This is a genomic window from Chroococcidiopsis sp. CCNUC1 (assembly GCF_023546805.1).
GTDB classification, from domain to species: Bacteria; Cyanobacteriota; Cyanobacteriia; order Cyanobacteriales; family Chroococcidiopsidaceae; genus Chroococcidiopsis; species Chroococcidiopsis thermalis.
On record NZ_CP097480.1, the window covers coordinates 1,688,290 to 1,707,328 of the forward strand.

Below are 19,039 nucleotides of genomic sequence, written 5' to 3' on the forward strand. Positions count from 1 at the left end.
TTACGGTCGTTGCTCGAAGAATAATCTTATCGGGCGATCGCAGTCGATAACAGGAGCGTAAATGCTGCTACGAGTACACTTAGGTGGCGATCGCTAACATCATACAAATATAAGTATCACAACAAGCAAGCTATAAGAAGCTATAAGTTATATGAAACTAGCAAAGCCAGAAGATTTACAAGTTTTAGAGCGAATTCTATACCAACGCTTGCAAACTGAGTTTTCTCAAGTCGATCGCCTGAAAGTCGGTTGCGCGATCGGCGATGACGGTGCTTTAGTGATTTTGAGCCAACACCCACCACAAGTCAATCTCGATACTGATAAAACTTTTACTGCAATTGGGCAGGCTTTACAGTCTTTACGTCCTCAAGCAGTTCAGTCGGTCAGGGTTTATTTGAGAGAGGCGGGGCAAAAACAAATTTACGCTCAACACGATATCACTTTAGAACCAGTGGAGGTGGCTCCTGACTCTCAGGTGATATTAAATGAGCCTTCCCCCATTATTTCAGAAACAACCGTATCTCCACCCGAGACAGAATTATCTCCGCCTGTGGTGCAGCCATTCTCAGGCGATCGCAGCATTGTAGATGAAACGCCAGCACCCCCAATTCCCACAGTAGAAGAGCCACCACCAGCTAGTCACGTCATTGAAACACCACCTGCGCCTTTTGTTCCTGCCGTAGAAGAGTCAGAGCCGCCCACTAGCCCGGTTGTGATTGAAACACCACCTGCAACTGCAACAGAACAGCCACTAGCAGCCAGTAGCATCGATTTATTGACTAGCGATCGCACTCTGGCAGCGCCAGAATTATCCCTTCCTACAGAAGTAGCAGAACCGCTAACACGACATGAGGCTGAAATTACTGCTGGCGATTCCATTACTGAGACGAAGAGCGATCCCATATCCTCCCCACAACCATTAAAGCCTCCAGTCGAGGAACCTCAAATCAAGGAGGCTCCGGCAGCAGAATCTACGCCTGTTGTCAATCGAGAAGATGTACCCGTCGAAACGTCAAGTTTAAGCCCAGCAACTTCTTCACCGGAAACGTCTAGCGAAACCTGGCGATCGCGATCTTTCGAGCAACGGTTAGAAACAATCGCTAAGCCTGAACCAGCAACTCAAGCAGAATCAACAGCAGAATCAACAGCAGACTCCAATACAAACATCAATACAGCTACACTTCCCTACCCTGTCTTACCCTTACAGCGATTGCCGAAAGCAGCCAAGACAAAAATTCCTCGGGCGGCGCTAATTGCTGGAGGTGGAGTCGCAATCGTAGCATTCTTTAGCAGTGCATATGTCTTATCTAGCCCCTGTACGATTGGTAGGTGTCAGCAGTTCGCAACAGCAAAGCAGTTATATCAGGAGTCAAATCGAATCGTACAAGGAGCCAAGCAGCGATCGGAATTAATTGATGCTGAAAAACAACTGCAAGACGCAAATAACCTACTCAAACAAATTCCACCTTGGTCGAGCCGCCACCAGGAAGCACAAAATTTTTCCAGTACGATCGCCAATCGAGCCACTAATGTAGATAGAGTCCTGGCGGCGTTGGAAGAAGGCGATACAGCAGCAAATAAGCTGAAACAACCCATCCGCTCTTTAGAAGACTGGCGGGCAATCCAAGCTTTGTGGCAAAGAGCGATCGCCTCTTTATCTGCGGTTCCTAAAGATAGCGATCTATATCCCTTAGCACAGAAAAAAACTACTGAGTACCGAGGCAGCTTGCAGGCTGTAGAGCAGAAAATGCAAGCGGAGCAACAAGCATTTCAAAAATTCCCTCAAGCGCAAAGTTCAGCGCAGGCAGCACAACAACAGCAACTGACGGCGCGATCTTTACAAGCTTGGCAAATAGTTCGTACCAATTGGCAAAACGCAGTAGATAATCTTAGCTCGATTCCGCAGTCGAGTACAACTTACCAACAAGCACAGCAACTACTCGCACAATATCGCCCTCAACTTCAAGCAGCTAGCGATCGCGTTGCCAAAGAAACAATATCCACCAAAGCATTTTCCCAAGCAGTAAACTCCGCCGAACTTGCCGAACGGCAAGAACAACAAAATCAATTTGCTACAGCTCAAACCAACTGGAGACAGGCTTTAATCTTCGCTCAACAGATTCCTAGTGGGACTCAGTATTACGACCGAGCGCGATCGCTAATTAATACTTATACCGCGAAGCTCGAACAAGCTAACAGCAACCTGCAAGGCGCTAATCTCACCCAAAAAGTTCGCGCCGACCTCGATCGCGCTTGCTCCGGTAGAATTCGGGTATGTAGATACAAGTTAGATAACAAACAAATCTTCGTTCAGTTGACTTCCAGCTACGAACAGGCTGTCGAGAAAACATTTATCAACGCCAGACTCAGGGCTGACTCAAAAGCCCAAGCTGATATCGCGACTCAATATCGCACCCTCAAGCAAGTTCTCGAAGGCATTAGCAACGCGACTCGCCTACCCCTACAAATTTATGCTTCTGATGGCGGGCAAATGCATTCTTATACACCTAAGAACGTGAGTAGCGAGCAGTGAGTTGTGGTAATGGGTAATGGGTAATTGGTAGTTGCTCCCTTGTCCCCCTTGTCTCCCTTGTCCCAATGCGTGAATTTTGAATTTTGTCCCCGACTCCCGACTCCCCAATTCACCGAACCAACTGCGCGGCGGAATTGAAAAATTGGCGACAAAGCCCTTGGGTAACGAGAATTGCTGTGGCTAAGTTAGTGAAGGCAAGCATGAACATGACTAAAATTTGGTAGGATGCAGCATCGAGGGGACTCACGCCGCTGAGAATTTGTCCTGTAATGATGCCTGGAAGGGTAACGATGCCGATGACCATCATTTGATTTAGGATTGGAATTAACCCAGCGCGGATAGCATCTTTACGGTACTGAGCTACAGCTTGTTGGGGTGTCGCACCTAAACTTAAATGAGTCTCAATCTCTAGCTGGCTGGCATTAATTGTACTGACAAGACGCTCCCCCGCGATCGCCGCCCCATTAATCGCATTTCCTAGAATAATTCCCGCCAAAGGAATGATATATTGCGGTTCGTACCACTTCTGCGGTTGAACGATCAGCAGGTTGACATAGCTTAAAGTAAAAGCCGTGCTGACAAATATTGAAATCCAAACTAGAGGTAGCAAGCGGGGAATCTTTTTGCCAATCCGGTTGCGAGACACCACCGCCGCAATTGTCAGCATCACCAGCACTACCGCTAGCACCGCCCAAGGGTTATCTAGCCGAAAAATAATATCTAAAATCGCTCCCACGACGAACAGTTGCAAGATCGTTCTTACCGTCGCGATCGCCAAACTCCACTCTAAGCCCAAACGCTGCCCAGCCGATAGCCCTATTGCGATCGCCATCAGCGCTACAGCCAGAACAAAATCTACTAAATCGAGTCTAATTAGAGTGTCCATAGTGAGGAGTGAGGAGTGAGGAGTGAGGGAACAAGGGGGACAAGGGGACAAGGGGGACAAGGGGGACAAGGGGGACAAGGGGGACAAGGGGGAACTCGGGGACCCCGCGACCGGAGGGAGTGGGGATTAGGGGGCGAAGGGGGACAAGGGAGCAGAGGAGAATTTACCAACTACCAACTACCAACTACCAATGACCAACAACCAATTTGCCATTTTCTTGCGATACAACTTCTGATTTGATTAACTAGTAGAAAAACTTATGGTTCAAAGCGTGACTCAATCTACTCGCGTTCCTATCTTAAATCTGGCGCAGCAATATACGGATCTTGCAACTGAAATTAATGATGTTGTTTTCAAAGTACTTGCCTCTGGCGGTTATGTCGGTGGGGCAAATGTTGCTAACTTTGAGCAAGAATTTGCCACATATACAAATGTGTCTGAGTGCGTCGCCTGTAATTCCGGTACGGATGCACTGCTGCTAGCATTGCGGGCGTTAGGTGTTGGGGCTGGAGACGAAGTGATTACCACGCCCTTTTCTTTTTTTGCTACGACTGAGACTATTAGTGCTGTCGGTGCGAAGCCAATCTTTGTAGATATTGACGCGCCAACATTTAATCTTGACGTGACTCAGGTAGAGTCAGCAATTACAGCTAAAACTAAAGCTATTATTCCAGTTCATTTATACGGACAGCCAGTTGACATGACTGCCCTAATGGCGATCGCTCAAACCCACAAACTTGCTGTGATTGAAGACTGCGCCCAAGCAACAGGAGCATTGTGGGCGGGACAAAAAGTCGGTAGCATCGGTCATGTTGGCTGTTTTAGTTTCTACCCTACAAAGAATTTAGGTGCTTGTGGCGATGGCGGTGCGGTGACGACGAACGATCCAGAAATTGCGGCAAAGATGCGAATGCTACGCAATCACGGGGAGAAAAATCGTTACTATCACGAAGATATTGGATTAAATAGTCGTCTGGACGCTATACAAGCAGCGATTTTGCGAGTCAAGTTACGTTATTTAGATACTTGGAACGAACAACGACGGGCGATCGCTTCTCGCTATCAAGAATATCTCGCTCCAGTTCCAGGTGTTGTCATTCCCCAGGAATTACCAGGCGGCGAGGGAGTTTGGAACCAATACACAATTCGTTTGCTAGACGTAGGGACACACAGCCGTGCGTCCAATAGCAATTATCGGGATGAGATCCGCCAGCGCCTACAAGAAAAAGATGTGGGTTCGATGGTTTACTATCCTTTGCCTTTACACTTGCAACCTGTGTATCAAAATTTAGACTACCAACAAGGGCAATTTCCGATCTCGGAACAAACTTGTCATGAAGTTTTATCCCTGCCTATCTTCCCCGAACTTTCTCCTGAAGCACAAGAACAGGTCGTTTATTGCCTGAAGGATTGTTTAACGTAAAGGCGGGTTCACCCAGAATATCTGTAAGAGCAAAGTTTTTTGGTAAACGCGCCTCGTACACGAGTCGAATCGTAGGGGCGCACAGCTGTGCGCCCGTACAGGAGTCGGAAAACAATAATCCAAAAGTCCCCCTTGTGTAAGGGGGATTTAGGGGGATCTGCCCAGTCCCCTTTGTGTAAGGGGGATTTAGGGGGGTCTATCCTTGAGTTCTTAAAACGGGACGGTTAACAGTGGCAAGAGATTCAACTAAACTACGAACGGCTGCAATCATAGCCACTTCGCTATTGAGTTGGTTAATTGCCGAACCTACACCCACACCAGCCGCACCAGATGCGATCGCCATTGGTGCCGTTACGTTAGAAATACCGGAAGCACACAACACTGGTACGGACACGGCGCGGGAGATTTCGTAGGCGGCGGCGAGGGTAGGTGCAGCTTTCTCAACCAAACCCAACGTACCAGGATGAACGGGACTGCTGCTCGTACCACCTTCGGTTTGGATAATATCAGCTCCAGCTTTTACCAGCTCCTCTGCTAGTTGCACTTGGCGATCGAGTTCTAAAATGTGGGGAACGGTAACGGAAAGGGTAATTTCAGGCAAGAGCGATCGCGTAATTTCTGTTAAGGCGAGGACTTCCTCTGCTTCAAATCTGCGTCCTTGAGCGTAGAAGCTATCGAAGTTACCAATTTCAATTAGGTCTGCACCAGCTGCTACACAGGTGACGAATTTTTCTGGGTCAACTGCCGACACACAAACTGGTAAATTTGTCAAGGCTTTTACCATCTGCACTAGCTCGACATCAGCAGCAATATCAACAAAAGTAGCACCACCGCGATCGGCTGCGTTAACTGTCGCTGCTACGCTTTGGCGATCGAGGTTATTCAAACCGCTAATAATTTTTAGCGCCCGTCCTTGGGCAAAAGCTTGGTGGAGTAGAGGATGCATGGTCATGATTTCTCTCTTGTGTCCTGTAAAGGAATATTGTGACATTCTCGGAGGTTTGAAGCTAGTATTAGCTCACGCAAAGATGAGGACACTCTCGTCTTGTCTTCCTTGTCTTCCTTGTCTTCCTTGTCCCCCTTGTCTTCCTTGTCTTCCCGATTCTCCACTCCCCCTGAATTACCGCTGGGCGCTCCGAGAAAGAGCAGTTACACGCCGCACATCAGAAAATACTCCTTCCCCATGTAGTTCGTACATTGTCGGCTTCACTTCAACTTTTAGCAAGCAAGATGTATTGACGCAAATCGTTTGTTCTGGCAGATGTAGCAAGCACCAAGGTTTGTCCAGATGTTTCAAAATCCGCTGATGAATTTCTTGAGGAGTCAGAGCATTATCTTCGTGCAAAACCACATTGAAGGCTTCTATTTGACCGTTAGTGTAGAAAAACGTGATTTGTAGCATATTGTGGTCGTTCATCGCTAGGAATTACCTCTCTTGCTTGGTTTTCAAGTAACTTTTGCCTTAACTCTCCCAAATCCAGCATTCTGTCAAGGCTAGTATTGTATTACCCAAAATTCAGTTGTCAGTTATCAGAGAGCAGGGAGCAGAGTAAGAGAGCTGAGGGAGCTGAGGGGGCTCTCGGGAGCTGAGGGAGTGAAGAGAGCTGGGGGAGTTGAGGAGGATGGAGAAGAAAATAGCAACAACCAGTTACCAAGTACCAATTACCAATTACCATCCATACACAAATTTCTAGTCTTCTTCTATACAAACTTCACCATTTTGTGATTGAGTCGTGATATCTTGTTGAGCATCTGCAAAATAAAATCATCCTTAGGTTAGATGCCAAGATCTATGAAGTGGAATCTCAGTCTGGAGGCAGAATTTTTTTATCAACAGGGATTGCGTCGCAATAAAGCCGAACAATACGCAGAAGCTCTACTAAGCTTAGATGTAGCTGTGGAATACAAGCCAGATTACGCTGATGCTTGGTCGCAGCGAGGTATAGCCTTGGGTAGTTTAAACCGCCATGAAGAGGCGATCGCCAGTTTCGATCGCGCTATTACCCTGCGTCCAGATGCTAGCTGGGTTTGGCACAATCGCGGAATTGCCCTGGGTAAGCTGAGTCGTTATATTGAAGCTCTCAATAGCTTCGATCGCGCTTTAGAATTTAACCCTGATGCGGCGACAATTTGGCACAACCGAGGGATTACTCTGATCGATCTGGGTTGCTATGAAAAAGCTGTTATCAACTTTGAAAAAACGATCCAGCTACGACCAGATGCTTACTGGGCATGGTACAACCGAGGTACGGCACTGGGACATCTCAAGCAATATGCAGCAGCAGTTGATAGCTTCGATCGCGCTCTAGAGTTCCAACCTGACGATCTCTTGACTTGGAATAATCGCGGCATCACTCTAAGCGACTGGGGTGAATATACCAAAGCAGTAGCTAGCTTCGATCGCGCTTTGGCAATCGATCCAGAATATAGCAAGGCTTGGTACAACAAGGGGGTAGCGCTGCGAAAATTAGGAGATTTCACAGCAGCAGTCGTCTGTTTCGATTGCACTGTTGAGTTGGAGCCTAATGATTTTTGGGCGTGGTATAACAGGGGACTATCTCTAGCACAAGTTGGTGAAAAAGAAGCAGCGATCGCTAGCTACAAACATGCTCTTAGCATTCAACCTCAAGATATGGCAGTTTGGTACGATTGTGGTTTAGCTTTGTATGAATTGTGCCGTTACCAAGAAGCGATCGCCATTTACACCAAAGCTTTAGAAGTCCAGCCTCATACACCTATATTTTGGTACAATATTGCCTGCTGTTATGCTTTGCAATCGCAAGCCGAACAAGCAGTTATTAGCTTACAACAGGCAATTCAAATCAGTCCAGATAAGTATCGTACTCTTGCCAAGAATAGCTCGGTCTTTCATACCATTTCTCAAGACGAAAGATTTCAAAATTTGATCTCTGAGTCGCGTGTAGATGTATAGCATTAGAGTATTTTTACTTTAAAAGTTCTGTCAGTCATATAGATTTTCTTAGCCAGCAACAACTGGCTATTTTTTTTTACATATAGCGATTATCATTAGACCTCCTGCATGAATCAAAAAATCATGGATGTCATTCTGTTGGCGAAGCCTTCCCGAAGGGTACGCAACGCAGTGTAGTGAAGAATCTCCCAGATGTTTCGCTTCGCGTGTGGATGACAATTCAAGTATTCACGCAGGAGGTCTATTATTTTTCTCAGTAAAACTACACAAACGTATTTGTGAAATCTTCAGCATAATTGCCGCGATCGTGCGGCAATAAATTACTGTACTTCAGGGCAAACTAGATCTTAAGTTCAATGCAAACTAGGAAAAACCTTGTCGTTACAAACCTTTCTAATTAAACTTTTAGCGCTAAAACGATCTCAAGAGCGAGGGTTTACTATAGTTCTTGCTCTCAGTATGGGTTTGATCGTGATGGCAATTGCGACTACCCTAATTTTTCGTGCTTCTCGTAACGAAGCGATCGCATCTACCCGCACTCAAACCGGAGATAGTTTAGCTGTGGCTGAAGGAGGTGTTGCTAGAATTCTAGCTTTCATGACTAAACCAGAAAACGCAGTTTTACTAACTCGAAATTACGATCCAATCGACCCAAAAACGGGAAAAAATTATCTGGGAGCCGACGGTATTCCTAAAACGAGCGACGACACCACAATTGCTATTAATGAATGGATAACTCCAATGACTTTTCCTTGTTTACCGTCAGTATCTCCTAATGTAACTACACTGACTAGTTCTAACAATATTGGTAATGGTCAATTTCAGTTGTTGGCATATCGTTACGATAGTTTAAAGCAAACAGGAACTTTCCTGATATCTGGTCAGAATGATAGTTCTATCGCTCATCTTGCAGTCACAGTAGCAATTCATGTAACAATTCAAAATTTTCCTGGTGCTATTAGCACTCATACTACTTTCGACCTCGATCGCATTGAAATACAGGCACGTAGAATTGCAGGTAAGAATGCTAATATCTACTTCGATCCTGTGACTGCTTTTAATAGTTCTAATCTGAATGGATATGCCATAAAAGGTGGTACAAATAGATCTCAATATCTCGCTGCTATCGGTTCGGCATCAGATACCACAGATACTAGTATTGATGGCACAATTTTCGCTTGTAAGCTGCAACTCAACTTTCCGTTCGCTGCGCAAGGTACGGATTTAGGAGACATCACAGATCCCAGGTTTTCATTGCTGTCGCTTCCACTTACTGGTACTAGCGGACAAATTACTCATTATCAAACTAATAAAATTGATATTACTGACAAAATAATTGATATTGATACAACTGCTGGTCCAGTTTATCTTTATGTGAAAGGTTCGTATTTAGATAAAGAAGGATTTCATTTGCGAGGAAATTCTAAAATTCGTAATATTCGCACTGATGGACAACTGCCCAGAGTTGGAGATTTACGAATTATTATTTTATACAGTGGTTCGGGAACGCCGCAGTCTGCCTATCTTTACAACACTGCTTGTATTCAAAATGCTTTTCTTTACAATCGGGATGCAGATTTTAAACTAGAAACTTCAGGCGATGGTTGTGAGAGTCCTGGGAATAGTAATTTTGATGGAGTTGTGTGGGCTGAAGATCTTCAAAACACTAATACTAGCAATACTGGCATTAATGTACCAGATGACGTTCTCAGTTTATCAGACTTAGCTAATAGCTTTAACCTATATACTATTAATAAAATCGGCTCGATTCAGAAGTGGCAGCGATATAAGCTGTAGAGTTGGAAATTTTGATTTTTTTAGTACTTTGCGATCGCATCAATTTCCCTCATTCAATTCACCGTAAATTTACTGAAAACTCAGCAATAATATTCATTAAGATTACCGTAATTCTACGGCAATAAGTCAGTATAGAGTAGGGCAAACTAGATATGATTTTTAGTTTGCCTAACAGATAAAATATCGTTTTTATTTCACCAACACAGGATTTTTATGAATAAAATTGCTTTTTATATAGTAGTTTTAAATGATTTGTAAAGTAAGCTTCTAGCCTGCTCCACGTTCATTAATCAAATAGGATTGCTATATATAGTTAGTGCAATAGCTCATTAGTAATCGCATCATACTATCAAATAAATTAGCAGCGATTCAATTATAAAACTTTCAACATGGCGCGATCGATGCATCTACAGAAATTGCCGCTACAAGATAAAGGATTTACTCTTTTTGAGGTATTAATATCCATACTTATAGTTAGTGTATTTCTTGCTGTAGCAATGCAAGCGCTTTTATTAGCGATTATTTTTAAAGTACGCGCCGAACAACGTCAGGAAGCAATCACTTGGATTCAGAAGGATTTAGAATTCGTTAAAAATCAAGCTAAAGAATACGAAATTAATACTTTTCCTTATTCCAATAGATGTAACGCCACTACTTCTGCTGACGGCTTTGCTGCGGGATTACTACATAGTATACTTGGCACTCCAACGTCACCACCTCCATCAGCACCATCTACCACAACATCTGTTTCTAAAACTTTAGCAGGAAAAAGTTTCACTCTGACTCGAACTGCTATTTACGATAATCCTACTTATGCTTATAAATTACTTCAGCTAACTTATAATGTCACACCAGCAGACAGTAATTCCCCAATCGCAACGCTTTCAACTGAGGTAATTCCTGATGCGTCGCTTAAGTGTCCGTAAAAATAATCAAAACAAAGGTTTTTCTTTAATAGAGATATCAATAATAGTTGTCATTATTGGTATTCTAGCCGCGATCGCAGTTCCTAGCTTTGCTGGTTCTTTAGATCGCGTCAAATTGAATCAAGCAGTAGTTGAAGTCAGAGGGATTTTGCAAGAAGCCCAAAGACAAGCTATCCGTAAAAGTCAACCTTGCGATGTTATGTTGATGTTATCGACTACACCAGTACAAATTACCGCAAATTGTGGTGTTACGGGCGATCGCAATTTATCAGAGCGAGTTCAACTAATAACAAATATTAGTCAAGTAACAGGAAATCCCATCAAAATTACTTTTGGTATTTTAGGCACAGCAGAATTTACAGTTCTCAGTTCTAGAAACCCTCCTCCTCCAGTCGATCCGAGTGGAAAATTGATCTTTTCTGTTGCTCGCAGCTCCATTCAAGATCAAAAATGTCTGGCTATATCTAATACTTTAGGATTGACAAGAGCTGGTAACTACACTGGTGATTCTACTGCGGCAAATCACATTACTGACGATGGGATTTGTACTGCATCCTAACTAAGAGTTATATGAAAAAGTATTTTGCTCAAATTTATCGTCGATTTCATACTTCTAAGTTTTCTAGAGGATTTACACTTGTAGAGTTACTAATTGCAGTCCTAATTAGTACAATGGTAATTGTCATTGCAGGATTTGCCCTGGTCACAATTACATCTTTTGATAATAAAGCAGAAGCCAGAACAGAAAGACAAATCGATCTCAATCGTGCGTTCGATTTCATGAGTCATGAAATTAGAATGGCAAGCAGAATAAATCGGCTTGAAACTGAAGTTGCAGATAGCTCTACTACAACTCTGGAAAAAATTGTAGAAGACGCTGGTATTAAAGCAAAGCTAGGTAGTTATGGCACAATTGCTTTATATCTAGAAATTCCGATCGACAATATTCCTACTTCATGTCCTCCACCAACTCCTCCTGCTATAATTCCCAGCGATTATCAAGCGGGATTTGACAAAGTAGTTTACGATATTCGCCCTACAACTGGAAGTTGGTTGAGTCCGAGAATAATCGCGCGTTACGGACGCATACCGAACGCGGATGGTTCAATCGATCCTTGCAAAAATCCTGTAGCTAGCGATATTTTAGTTGACTCAATTTCTGATACAGATATCAATCCAACTTGCAGCACCTCACCCGCCGTTAAGTTTGGTGCTGGCGGTTTTTATGCTTGTCTTGACGGTAGTTTAGTCGAACTGTTCTTGCGCGGTGCAGTAAGTGCTACAGAAAATCAAGATGTCACGGGTAGAGCGTTTTCTCGCCTGAGTAGTTACAGTAATGACCTTGCACCCGTGCTATTCGGTAGTAAGTCAGGAACAACCGAGATGAATTTGACTTGGACTTGGAGTGGTACGGGTAATCCAACTTACAAAGTCTATCGCACCGTGGATGGGGTAGCTACAGAGGTTTATAGTGGCTCTGTCTCTAGCTTAGATAGCAGCAGTCTGGCTCCCAGCCTTCGTCCTACTTCTAGTAAACAGAACTGCTACACAGTTAGAGCAACTATCGGTTCGTATACCAGTGCGCCAAGCAATGCAAGGTGTGAAGATTTTTAAGATACCAAGCGAATAGAATGCACGATAGTTAGTTATGAGGTCGGTAGCAAGCTTACGTAGAAAAATTGCTTGAGCAAGTACTATGCAATCAACCTGCTTTGCCATAGAATTATCCTTGAATAATAAACTGGTTATTGGTCACTGATAACTGATAACTGCCAGGGCGGGTTTATTAGATGACTTCGTTTCTGACAGAAATTTCGGGTGAATCCCGCCCCTACATTGGTTACTGATAACTGGTCACTGTTTATGCGATCGCAATGGCAATATTTGCTACAAAATTTGGGTGAATGGCAGGGTTCGTTTACACGATTCTCACCCCAAGCTGAGTTAATCGAAGATACGCCTACAGTCGTATCTCTAGCTGGATTAAACGATAATAAAACCATCCGTCAAATTGTCCGTTTCCTACCATCCAATCGTCCCGCCGAGGAAAAAGTATTTGAATACAGTTCTCTGGGTAAGGGGGTACTGTTTTTTGAAAATGGTGCGTTTTCTCAAGGTTCGATTCAACTCAGTCCGTTTGCAGAATTTGGCGCAGAACTTGGCTTGATTCATGGCGATCGCCGCTTGCGCTTAGTGCAACTTTTTACACCGAACGGAAAGTTGGATAAAATTACGCTGATTCGCGAATATCTTGCTGGTACGACAACTCCAGAACGTCCCCCTCTACAGGTTGATGACTTGGTAGGTAAGTGGCAAGGGGAAGCGGTCACAATTTATCCCGACTGGCGATCGCCCGATACTTATTCTACACAACTGCAAATCGAGCGCCTTGGTAGCGATCGCCTCGCACAACAATTGACTATCTACTCTACGCCAGAAAACCCTTACCAAATCAGTTCCACAGGCAAAATTACCGGATCGTTACTCTACTTTGAGGGTTCTCAGCCCGATCGCCAAATGACTCAAGTTATGCTACTACCAGATGGCGCTTCTGCCACTTGCCCTCAGCAAGTGCAGTTAAGACAAGCCTTTTTTCTCGAAGTGGGTTGGCTAGTACAGCCAAATCTACGACAAAGACTGATAAGACGTTACAACGATAAAGGTGAATGGACTAGCCTTACTTTGGTTACTGAAAGCAAGTGAGTGGTAATTGGTAATTGGTAATTGGTTGTTGCTTCTCTGTCCCTCTGCCCCCCTGCTCCCAGCTCGTCCCAGCTCCCTGCTCCCTAATCACTGATGTGCGTAAATTTACTGAAAAATTCATTGATATCTATCTGATTCTAGTGGCGATTCCGTAGTGTTTATGGTAGAAATACGTAATATATCTGTTAAAATAATTACTAAATTTATGCCCGTACACAGCTTTCGAGTCAGTAAATCGCAAAATCCTTGGGCTGAGGGTTCTAAGTTACTGGGAATAACATTGCTAATTGGATTTGGCATTCGGATAACTGCGGAGCAGTGTTACTTAATCCCTTCTACTTCCATGAAGCCCACTTTACAGATTGACGATCGCCTCTTCGTAGACAAAATTAGCTACCACATCGGCAATCCTCAGCGAGGAGATATCATCGTGTTTACTCCTCCAGAAGCAGTGATTCAGGAAGAGCATTCTCGCGATGCATATGTGAAGCGAGTTATTGGACTGCCAGGAGAGAAAGTAGAAGTGAAAAATGGGATCGTATATATCAACGATCGCCCTTTAACAGAACATTACATTGCCGAGCCACCGGAATACATTTTAGCAGCAGCGATCGTGCCACCCAAGTCTTACCTTGTGTTGGGAGATAATCGCAATCGCAGCTATGACAGCCATGCTTGGGGTTTTATTAGTCGCGATCGCATTATTGGTAAGGCAGCAGTGCGTTTTTGGCCTCCCTACCGTGTAGGTAGTTTGTACGCTGAAACCGCCAGCAGTAACTAGGTAATTAGGTAAAGCCTACTTTCAGTTCAGTGCATAGAAAATTCCCCCAATCTCGATCGAGAAATGAGGGGAATTTACAACCACTAACTAACAATCACTAACTAACAACTAAAACTCAAACGTTGTCCTCAACGTACCGACAACAATATCGCTATTGTCGCTATCGTGACCAGGAGCAGTCAGCCAAATTACGCCCGGTGCAACCGAGATATTATCAGTCAGTTGATATCGATACGACGCTTCAACGTGCAACCCAGTATCGGGATCTCTTCTTCTTTCTACACCGTCGCCATCAGCAACAGTAAAACCACTCGTACCCGTTAGTTTAGGTTCCACCGCCACAATAATATTGAGTAGGTTTCCTTCCTTGCCCAAATCGGGAAAACTGAGAGACAGAGCATAGTTCCACACATCAGCATCACCCAATCCAAGCACGATCGCCTTACTCAATCCTGCCCATCCACCAATTCTAATTCCAGGGGTGATGTCAAACTGTGCTTCTACACCGTAGTGATTGCCCACTACCGATCGCGTGCTGCCATCAGCATCTGTGACTTCTACCAGCGATCTGATACTACCTTGCTCTGTCGTGTTTAAGGCTTCGTCATACGTATGGAGATAGGCAAAGGCAACCTTAAATCTGTCAGTCCCGTACTCTAATCGTCCGAGAAAGCTATTGCTACCGTTAAATAAACCGTTACCAGGGGCAGGATCTTCAGCATTACCAGCTTGATAGCCAAGCCCCAGTTTCAAAGCTTCAGTTATCGAGAATTCTGTAATTATCCCTGCATTCTGTCCCCCTGCATTATAGATGGGGTTGAAGCTGAGATTACCAATTGCACCTACATTCGTGTCGGTAATCAGGTTATCGACAATATCAAAAACGTCGTCGTATTCTCCAGAGTTAGCTAGCAGCCAAACTCTTAGATTATCGCCAACTTGAAAACTGTAGTTGAGGTTATCTACGACAACGTCGTTATCAGTACCCGTAGCATATGCTATCTGTCCTTCATTTGTAATGTTGCCTACATAGTCAAAGGCACTAAAATTACCTGCTTGCAAGCGAACTTGCAGTTGATCTGTACCAGTAAAACTAGACAGGAAATTGAACCGCATTCTCGTTTGTAGGACTGTGTTGTCCTCCACGTCATCGCCAAAAGTATCGCTAGCCGCCATAATGACTTGAGCGCTCAATTTGGTTGTGGTGGAAAATTGATTTGCTTCTAGTTCGGCGGTGGTTGCTTCTAAAGCATCGACTCGACCGCGCAAAGTTGCAAGTTCCGTACCGAACTCCTCTTGCAACCGTTGTAAAGTTGCCAAGTCTTCTTTGTTGACCATATCGGCAGAAGCGGTGGCAATCAGTTCGTTGACTCGATCTAAACAAGCGTTTAACCCTGCGGCAAATTCATAACGAGTTAAAGCGCGATTACCGCGATAAGTTCCATCGGGGTATCCCGCAATGCAACCATATCGTTCTACCAAAGATTGCAATGCCTGAAATGCCCAATCTGTAGGCTGCACGTCTGATAATTGGGAAACTGAAGTCACTTGAGCTAGCTGTGGCGATCGCTCTTTTGTCGTTAATGTCTCAACGCTGGTTGTTGCAGTCATGGGAGTCACTGAACTTATATCTCCCGCGATCGCTGAGTTTAAATATAAAGAATTGGCAGCAATAACCGCTAGAGAAACGAAAAATGAATCTCTAAAAAGTCGTTTCATTAGTATATACCTCACACCTTTTTACATAATTACCGAGAATGGCAAAGAAAAAAAGTTACATGGATTACGATATTTTCTCAAACTCAAAAAACTGTTTTACTTGAAGATGGCAGTTGCTGATTTCGTCGAATTCTACAACTCTTTTGGCTTATTAGACCTCCTGCGTGAATACTTGAATTGTCATCCACACGCGAAGCGAAACATCTGGGAGATTCTTCACTACACTGCGTTGCGTACCCTTCGGGAAGGCTTCGCCAACAGAATGACATCCATGATTTTTTGATTCATGCAGCAGGTTTATTCTTTTGAACTCATTCCTAAGATAGATGTTCAAAAATCAGTCGAGAACATCTTTTGGGTTCGTCGAGCGGCGAAGTGATTCTGTCTTTTTATAAGTGTTTAAATATTATCAAAAAATAACTTTTGTAAAAAATGACTTGGAGTAACTAAAATAACAATATTTTGCACGCTACGACTGTATTATAAGATGCACAAAATATAGGTTTCAGTTGCGGTGTTAGCTATAGCTATTGCCATATTTTTTGTAGTCGCGTGCAGGGTATTATTAAGAGTAAACAATTCCAGTCTGGTAACTGCCACCTTTGCCAACAGTGAAGCTACAAAGCAGACGCGATCCTTTCACTTGCCATTCTTGCACCTGATAAGTTTCTAGCAGTTGGTCCTACTTGTAATGCCGCTAAACCGCCCATCATGTATAATTCGCATCCCGACCAGCGCAAGCAGGGATCGAGAACGGGTAAACCTCTAGCTATAGTTAGAGGAAAGGTATTGAGCATGTCTGACAGCAGAGGTTCGGCAGTCACGTCAAGTGTCGTCCCTGTTGCGACCCAAATGCGATCGCATTCATTCTCTTCCCCATTATGGCAATGCACTAACCAACTATTCCCTTGCCATACTGCTTTGACGACTTGGCATTGTTCTTGAATTTGCAAGCGATCGCACCGCATGAGCCGCCGCAACTGTAGCATCATTGCTGGCGTGAGGGAACCCCCATTTCTAGCTTGTTGAATCAAATACCAACGCTTTTCCCAGTCCGGTTCTGCCCAAAAATCTTTGAGATATTTCGGTCCCAGCCACCCTGGTTCGGCATCAAATAATTTCTCTTGTAAGTTGCGCCTTGCCATCAACACGACTTTAGCACCACGGGCGATCGCACCGACAGCTAAATGCCCGCTAGTTAATCCACCACCAACAATTAATATGCGTTCTCCAGCTAAGTTCAATTTTCGCAAATCCACTTGTTGAGAGTGACATAACCGTTCTGGCGGATAAGGAGACTGAATTTGACTCACCCACTCAGGTGTGTGAATTTGACTGCTACCCTTGGCGAATACTACCCTACGGGCAACAACTGTGCGATCGTCTGCTAGCCACAAGCGAAACCGAGGACGCAACCGATGTTGTAAGGGTTCGATCCGCAAAACCTTTGCTTTGAAAACTGGTGGCAAATCCAAACGGCGAATTAAATCGGTACAAAAATCTTGAAATAATTGCGTTCCTGGCAGATCGTAAGGGGCAAATAATTCCTGGGGACGACATGCGGCAAATTTTCGCAAGGCGTATGGGTTGGGATCGGGATGGTGGACGGCAGGAGAACGTAAATGAGGGATCTCAAAAGCCGCAAATTGTTGCTGCCACTGCTGCAACCACATTCCACTTGGATCGAAAACAGCAAACCTGTGCCGCAGCTTTTTCCGCTTTTGCAGCAAGTAGGCAATAAACGTGAGAGCGTGGGGACCAGCGCCAATGATGGCAATATCGGTATTGGAAGCTTCTGCAAGCATGACAATCGTGCTAGACAATACTTAAAAATGATAATCATTCTTATTCAAGATAGCATCGGGAGTCAAAAGTCAGAAGTTAAAAGTTAAAAGTCAAAAATAATCCTGACTCCCGTACAGACGTTGCCTGCAACGTCTCTACACCGACTCCCGCAACTGAGAGTAAATTGGTATGATGCCTTTATCTATCTCCCTATGATTCCTACCAGAAGAGTTTATTTGTTGCTGTTGTTGGGAATAGCAATCGCACCCCTATTAGCCACAATTTGGAACGTACCGCGCAGTATCTTGGTGATGCTGCTGTTTGATGCTGTTATCTTAGGGCTGACGATCGCCGATAGCCTAATGGTACGCCGTCATCGCGTCCAAGTCGAGCGATCTCTGCCTGCTAGACTCTCCATCGGACGGGATAATTCGGTGGTTTTGACAGTGCGATCGCTGAAAAAATCAGCTCAAATTCAGATTTGCGATTATTACCCAATGCAGTTTGCTGTTTCTGCAACTACGCTGACTGCTGCGCTTGCACCCAACAGCACGACAGAATTAACTTATACAATTCACCCTAACCAACGGGGAGAATTTGCCTGGGGAGATCTGCAAGTGAGACAATTGGGTGCTTGGGGATTAGGTTGGGATAACTGGAAAATTTCTCAAAGTCAGAAAGTCAAGGTTTATCCTGACTTGGTAGGATTGCGATCGCTCTCCATTCGTCTGACGCTACAATCGGCTGGTTCAATTCGCAAGCTGCGCCAACGGGGAATCGGAACGGAATTTGCCGAACTTAAAGATTATGGTACGGGTGACGATTTGCGGTTGATTGACTGGAAAGCTACGGCACGTCGCAACCGTCCTTTGGTGCGAGTTTTGGAGCCAGAACACGAACAAACCCTGATTATTCTATTGGATAAAGGACGCTTGATGACGGCTCAAGTATCGGGTTTAAAGCGATTTGATTGGGGTTTAAACGCAACTTTGGCTTTAGCACTAGCGGGAATTCATCGCGGCGATCGCGTAGGTGTGGGAGTATTTGATAAGCAAATGCAGACTTGGATACCACCGGAACGAGGACAAAATCAATTAAACCAACTGATCGATCGCCTGACACCAATTCAACCCGTATTACTCGAATCTGACTATATTGGTGCTGTCACGAGTATTATCAAACAACAAGCTCGCAGAGCCTTGGTAGTATTAATTACAGACATTGTTGATATAACCGCTTCTGCCGAATTATTAGCTGCATTAGGAAGACTGACACCCCGTTATTTACCTTTTTGCGTTACGTTACGCGATCGGCAAGTGGATCGTTTAGCTCATACTTCTACGAATGAAGTGAATCCGACTTATGCCCGTGCTGTGGCTTTAGATTTATTATCTCAGCGTCAAGTTGCCTTTGCTGGTTTGAAACAAAAAGGGGTTTTGGTATTAGATGCACCAGCCGATTTGATTTCCGAACAGTTGGTAGAGCGGTATTTGCAGCTCAAGGCAAGGAATCAGTTGTAGTTGCTAATTGGTAATCGATCATTGGTAAGGATAT

The 19,039-nt window shown here is 44.3% G+C and carries 17 protein-coding genes; 11 read left to right on the top strand and 6 right to left on the bottom strand.

What is annotated here, in order from left to right:
* Positions 1 to 151: 151 nt before the first annotated feature.
* The gene (locus M5J74_RS07905) at positions 152 to 2,533 is read left to right on the top strand and encodes a hypothetical protein (RefSeq protein WP_250016231.1); all 2,382 of its coding nucleotides are present in this window, start codon (positions 152 to 154) and stop codon (positions 2,531 to 2,533) included.
* On the opposite strand, the gene M5J74_RS07910 is transcribed toward M5J74_RS07905, so the two are convergent.
* A complete protein-coding gene (locus M5J74_RS07910; RefSeq protein WP_158631734.1) occupies positions 2,500 to 2,646 on the bottom strand; it encodes a hypothetical protein in 147 nt (48 codons plus the stop codon). The two genes, M5J74_RS07905 and M5J74_RS07910, sit on opposite strands and share 34 nt — an antisense overlap.
* Positions 2,643 to 3,419 carry an iron export ABC transporter permease subunit FetB gene (gene fetB, locus M5J74_RS07915; RefSeq protein WP_250016233.1) on the bottom strand — a complete coding sequence of 259 codons (777 nt, stop codon included), beginning with the start codon at positions 3,417 to 3,419 and terminating at the stop codon, positions 2,643 to 2,645. The genes M5J74_RS07910 and fetB overlap by 4 nt, the downstream gene beginning before the upstream one ends.
* Before the next feature lie 15 nt (positions 3,420 to 3,434).
* On the opposite strand from fetB, the gene M5J74_RS07920 reads away from it, so the two are divergent.
* Positions 3,435 to 3,659, top strand: a complete 225-nt coding sequence (locus M5J74_RS07920) for a hypothetical protein (RefSeq protein WP_250016235.1) — start codon at positions 3,435 to 3,437, stop codon at positions 3,657 to 3,659.
* 19 nt (positions 3,660 to 3,678) lie between these two features.
* A complete protein-coding gene (locus M5J74_RS07925) occupies positions 3,679 to 4,842 on the top strand; it encodes a DegT/DnrJ/EryC1/StrS aminotransferase family protein (RefSeq protein ID WP_106218936.1) in 1,164 nt (387 codons plus the stop codon).
* Between the two features lie 196 nt (positions 4,843 to 5,038).
* Here M5J74_RS07925 and M5J74_RS07930 read toward each other — a convergent pair whose 3' ends face one another.
* Together M5J74_RS07930 and M5J74_RS07935 are read right to left on the bottom strand one after the other, a co-directional pair.
* Positions 5,039 to 5,794, bottom strand: a complete 756-nt coding sequence (locus M5J74_RS07930; RefSeq protein WP_106218937.1) for a DUF561 domain-containing protein — start codon at positions 5,792 to 5,794, stop codon at positions 5,039 to 5,041.
* A gap of 168 nt (positions 5,795 to 5,962) precedes the next feature.
* Positions 5,963 to 6,259 (bottom strand): hypothetical protein, encoded by a 297-nt coding sequence (locus tag M5J74_RS07935; protein ID WP_015153592.1) that lies wholly within the window; start codon positions 6,257 to 6,259, stop codon positions 5,963 to 5,965.
* Between the two features lie 375 nt (positions 6,260 to 6,634).
* Between M5J74_RS07935 and M5J74_RS07940 the strand changes: the two genes are divergently transcribed.
* From M5J74_RS07940 to lepB, 7 genes are all read left to right on the top strand, one after another.
* Positions 6,635 to 7,774 (top strand): tetratricopeptide repeat protein, encoded by a 1,140-nt coding sequence (locus M5J74_RS07940; RefSeq protein ID WP_250016237.1) that lies wholly within the window; start codon positions 6,635 to 6,637, stop codon positions 7,772 to 7,774.
* A gap of 459 nt (positions 7,775 to 8,233) precedes the next feature.
* The gene (locus tag M5J74_RS07945) at positions 8,234 to 9,571 is read left to right on the top strand and encodes a hypothetical protein (protein ID WP_250016238.1); all 1,338 of its coding nucleotides are present in this window, start codon (positions 8,234 to 8,236) and stop codon (positions 9,569 to 9,571) included.
* Positions 9,572 to 9,960: 389 nt separating this feature from the next.
* Positions 9,961 to 10,497, top strand: coding sequence for a prepilin-type N-terminal cleavage/methylation domain-containing protein (locus M5J74_RS07950; RefSeq protein ID WP_106166704.1), 537 nt, complete (start codon positions 9,961 to 9,963; stop codon positions 10,495 to 10,497).
* Positions 10,475 to 11,056, top strand: coding sequence for a Tfp pilus assembly protein FimT/FimU (locus tag M5J74_RS07955; RefSeq protein WP_106166705.1), 582 nt, complete (start codon positions 10,475 to 10,477; stop codon positions 11,054 to 11,056). The genes M5J74_RS07950 and M5J74_RS07955 overlap by 23 nt, the downstream gene beginning before the upstream one ends.
* A gap of 11 nt (positions 11,057 to 11,067) precedes the next feature.
* A complete protein-coding gene (locus M5J74_RS07960; protein WP_250016239.1) occupies positions 11,068 to 12,111 on the top strand; it encodes a type II secretion system protein J in 1,044 nt (347 codons plus the stop codon).
* Positions 12,112 to 12,360: 249 nt separating this feature from the next.
* Positions 12,361 to 13,200 carry a DUF3598 family protein gene (locus M5J74_RS07965; RefSeq protein ID WP_106218220.1) on the top strand — a complete coding sequence of 280 codons (840 nt, stop codon included), beginning with the start codon at positions 12,361 to 12,363 and terminating at the stop codon, positions 13,198 to 13,200.
* Positions 13,201 to 13,405: 205 nt separating this feature from the next.
* Complete coding sequence (lepB, locus tag M5J74_RS07970) at positions 13,406 to 13,981, top strand: signal peptidase I (protein WP_041462399.1); 576 nt, start codon at positions 13,406 to 13,408, stop codon at positions 13,979 to 13,981.
* Between the two features lie 108 nt (positions 13,982 to 14,089).
* On the opposite strand, the gene M5J74_RS07975 is transcribed toward lepB, so the two are convergent.
* Positions 14,090 to 15,700 (bottom strand): iron uptake porin, encoded by a 1,611-nt coding sequence (locus tag M5J74_RS07975; RefSeq protein ID WP_015153601.1) that lies wholly within the window; start codon positions 15,698 to 15,700, stop codon positions 14,090 to 14,092.
* A 617-nt stretch (positions 15,701 to 16,317) separates the two neighbouring features.
* Complete coding sequence (locus M5J74_RS07980; protein ID WP_371934018.1) at positions 16,318 to 17,505, bottom strand: FAD/NAD(P)-binding protein; 1,188 nt, start codon at positions 17,503 to 17,505, stop codon at positions 16,318 to 16,320.
* Positions 17,506 to 17,697: 192 nt separating this feature from the next.
* Between M5J74_RS07980 and M5J74_RS07985 the strand changes: the two genes are divergently transcribed.
* Positions 17,698 to 19,005 (top strand): DUF58 domain-containing protein, encoded by a 1,308-nt coding sequence (locus tag M5J74_RS07985; protein WP_371934019.1) that lies wholly within the window; start codon positions 17,698 to 17,700, stop codon positions 19,003 to 19,005.
* Positions 19,006 to 19,039 lie beyond the last annotated feature (34 nt).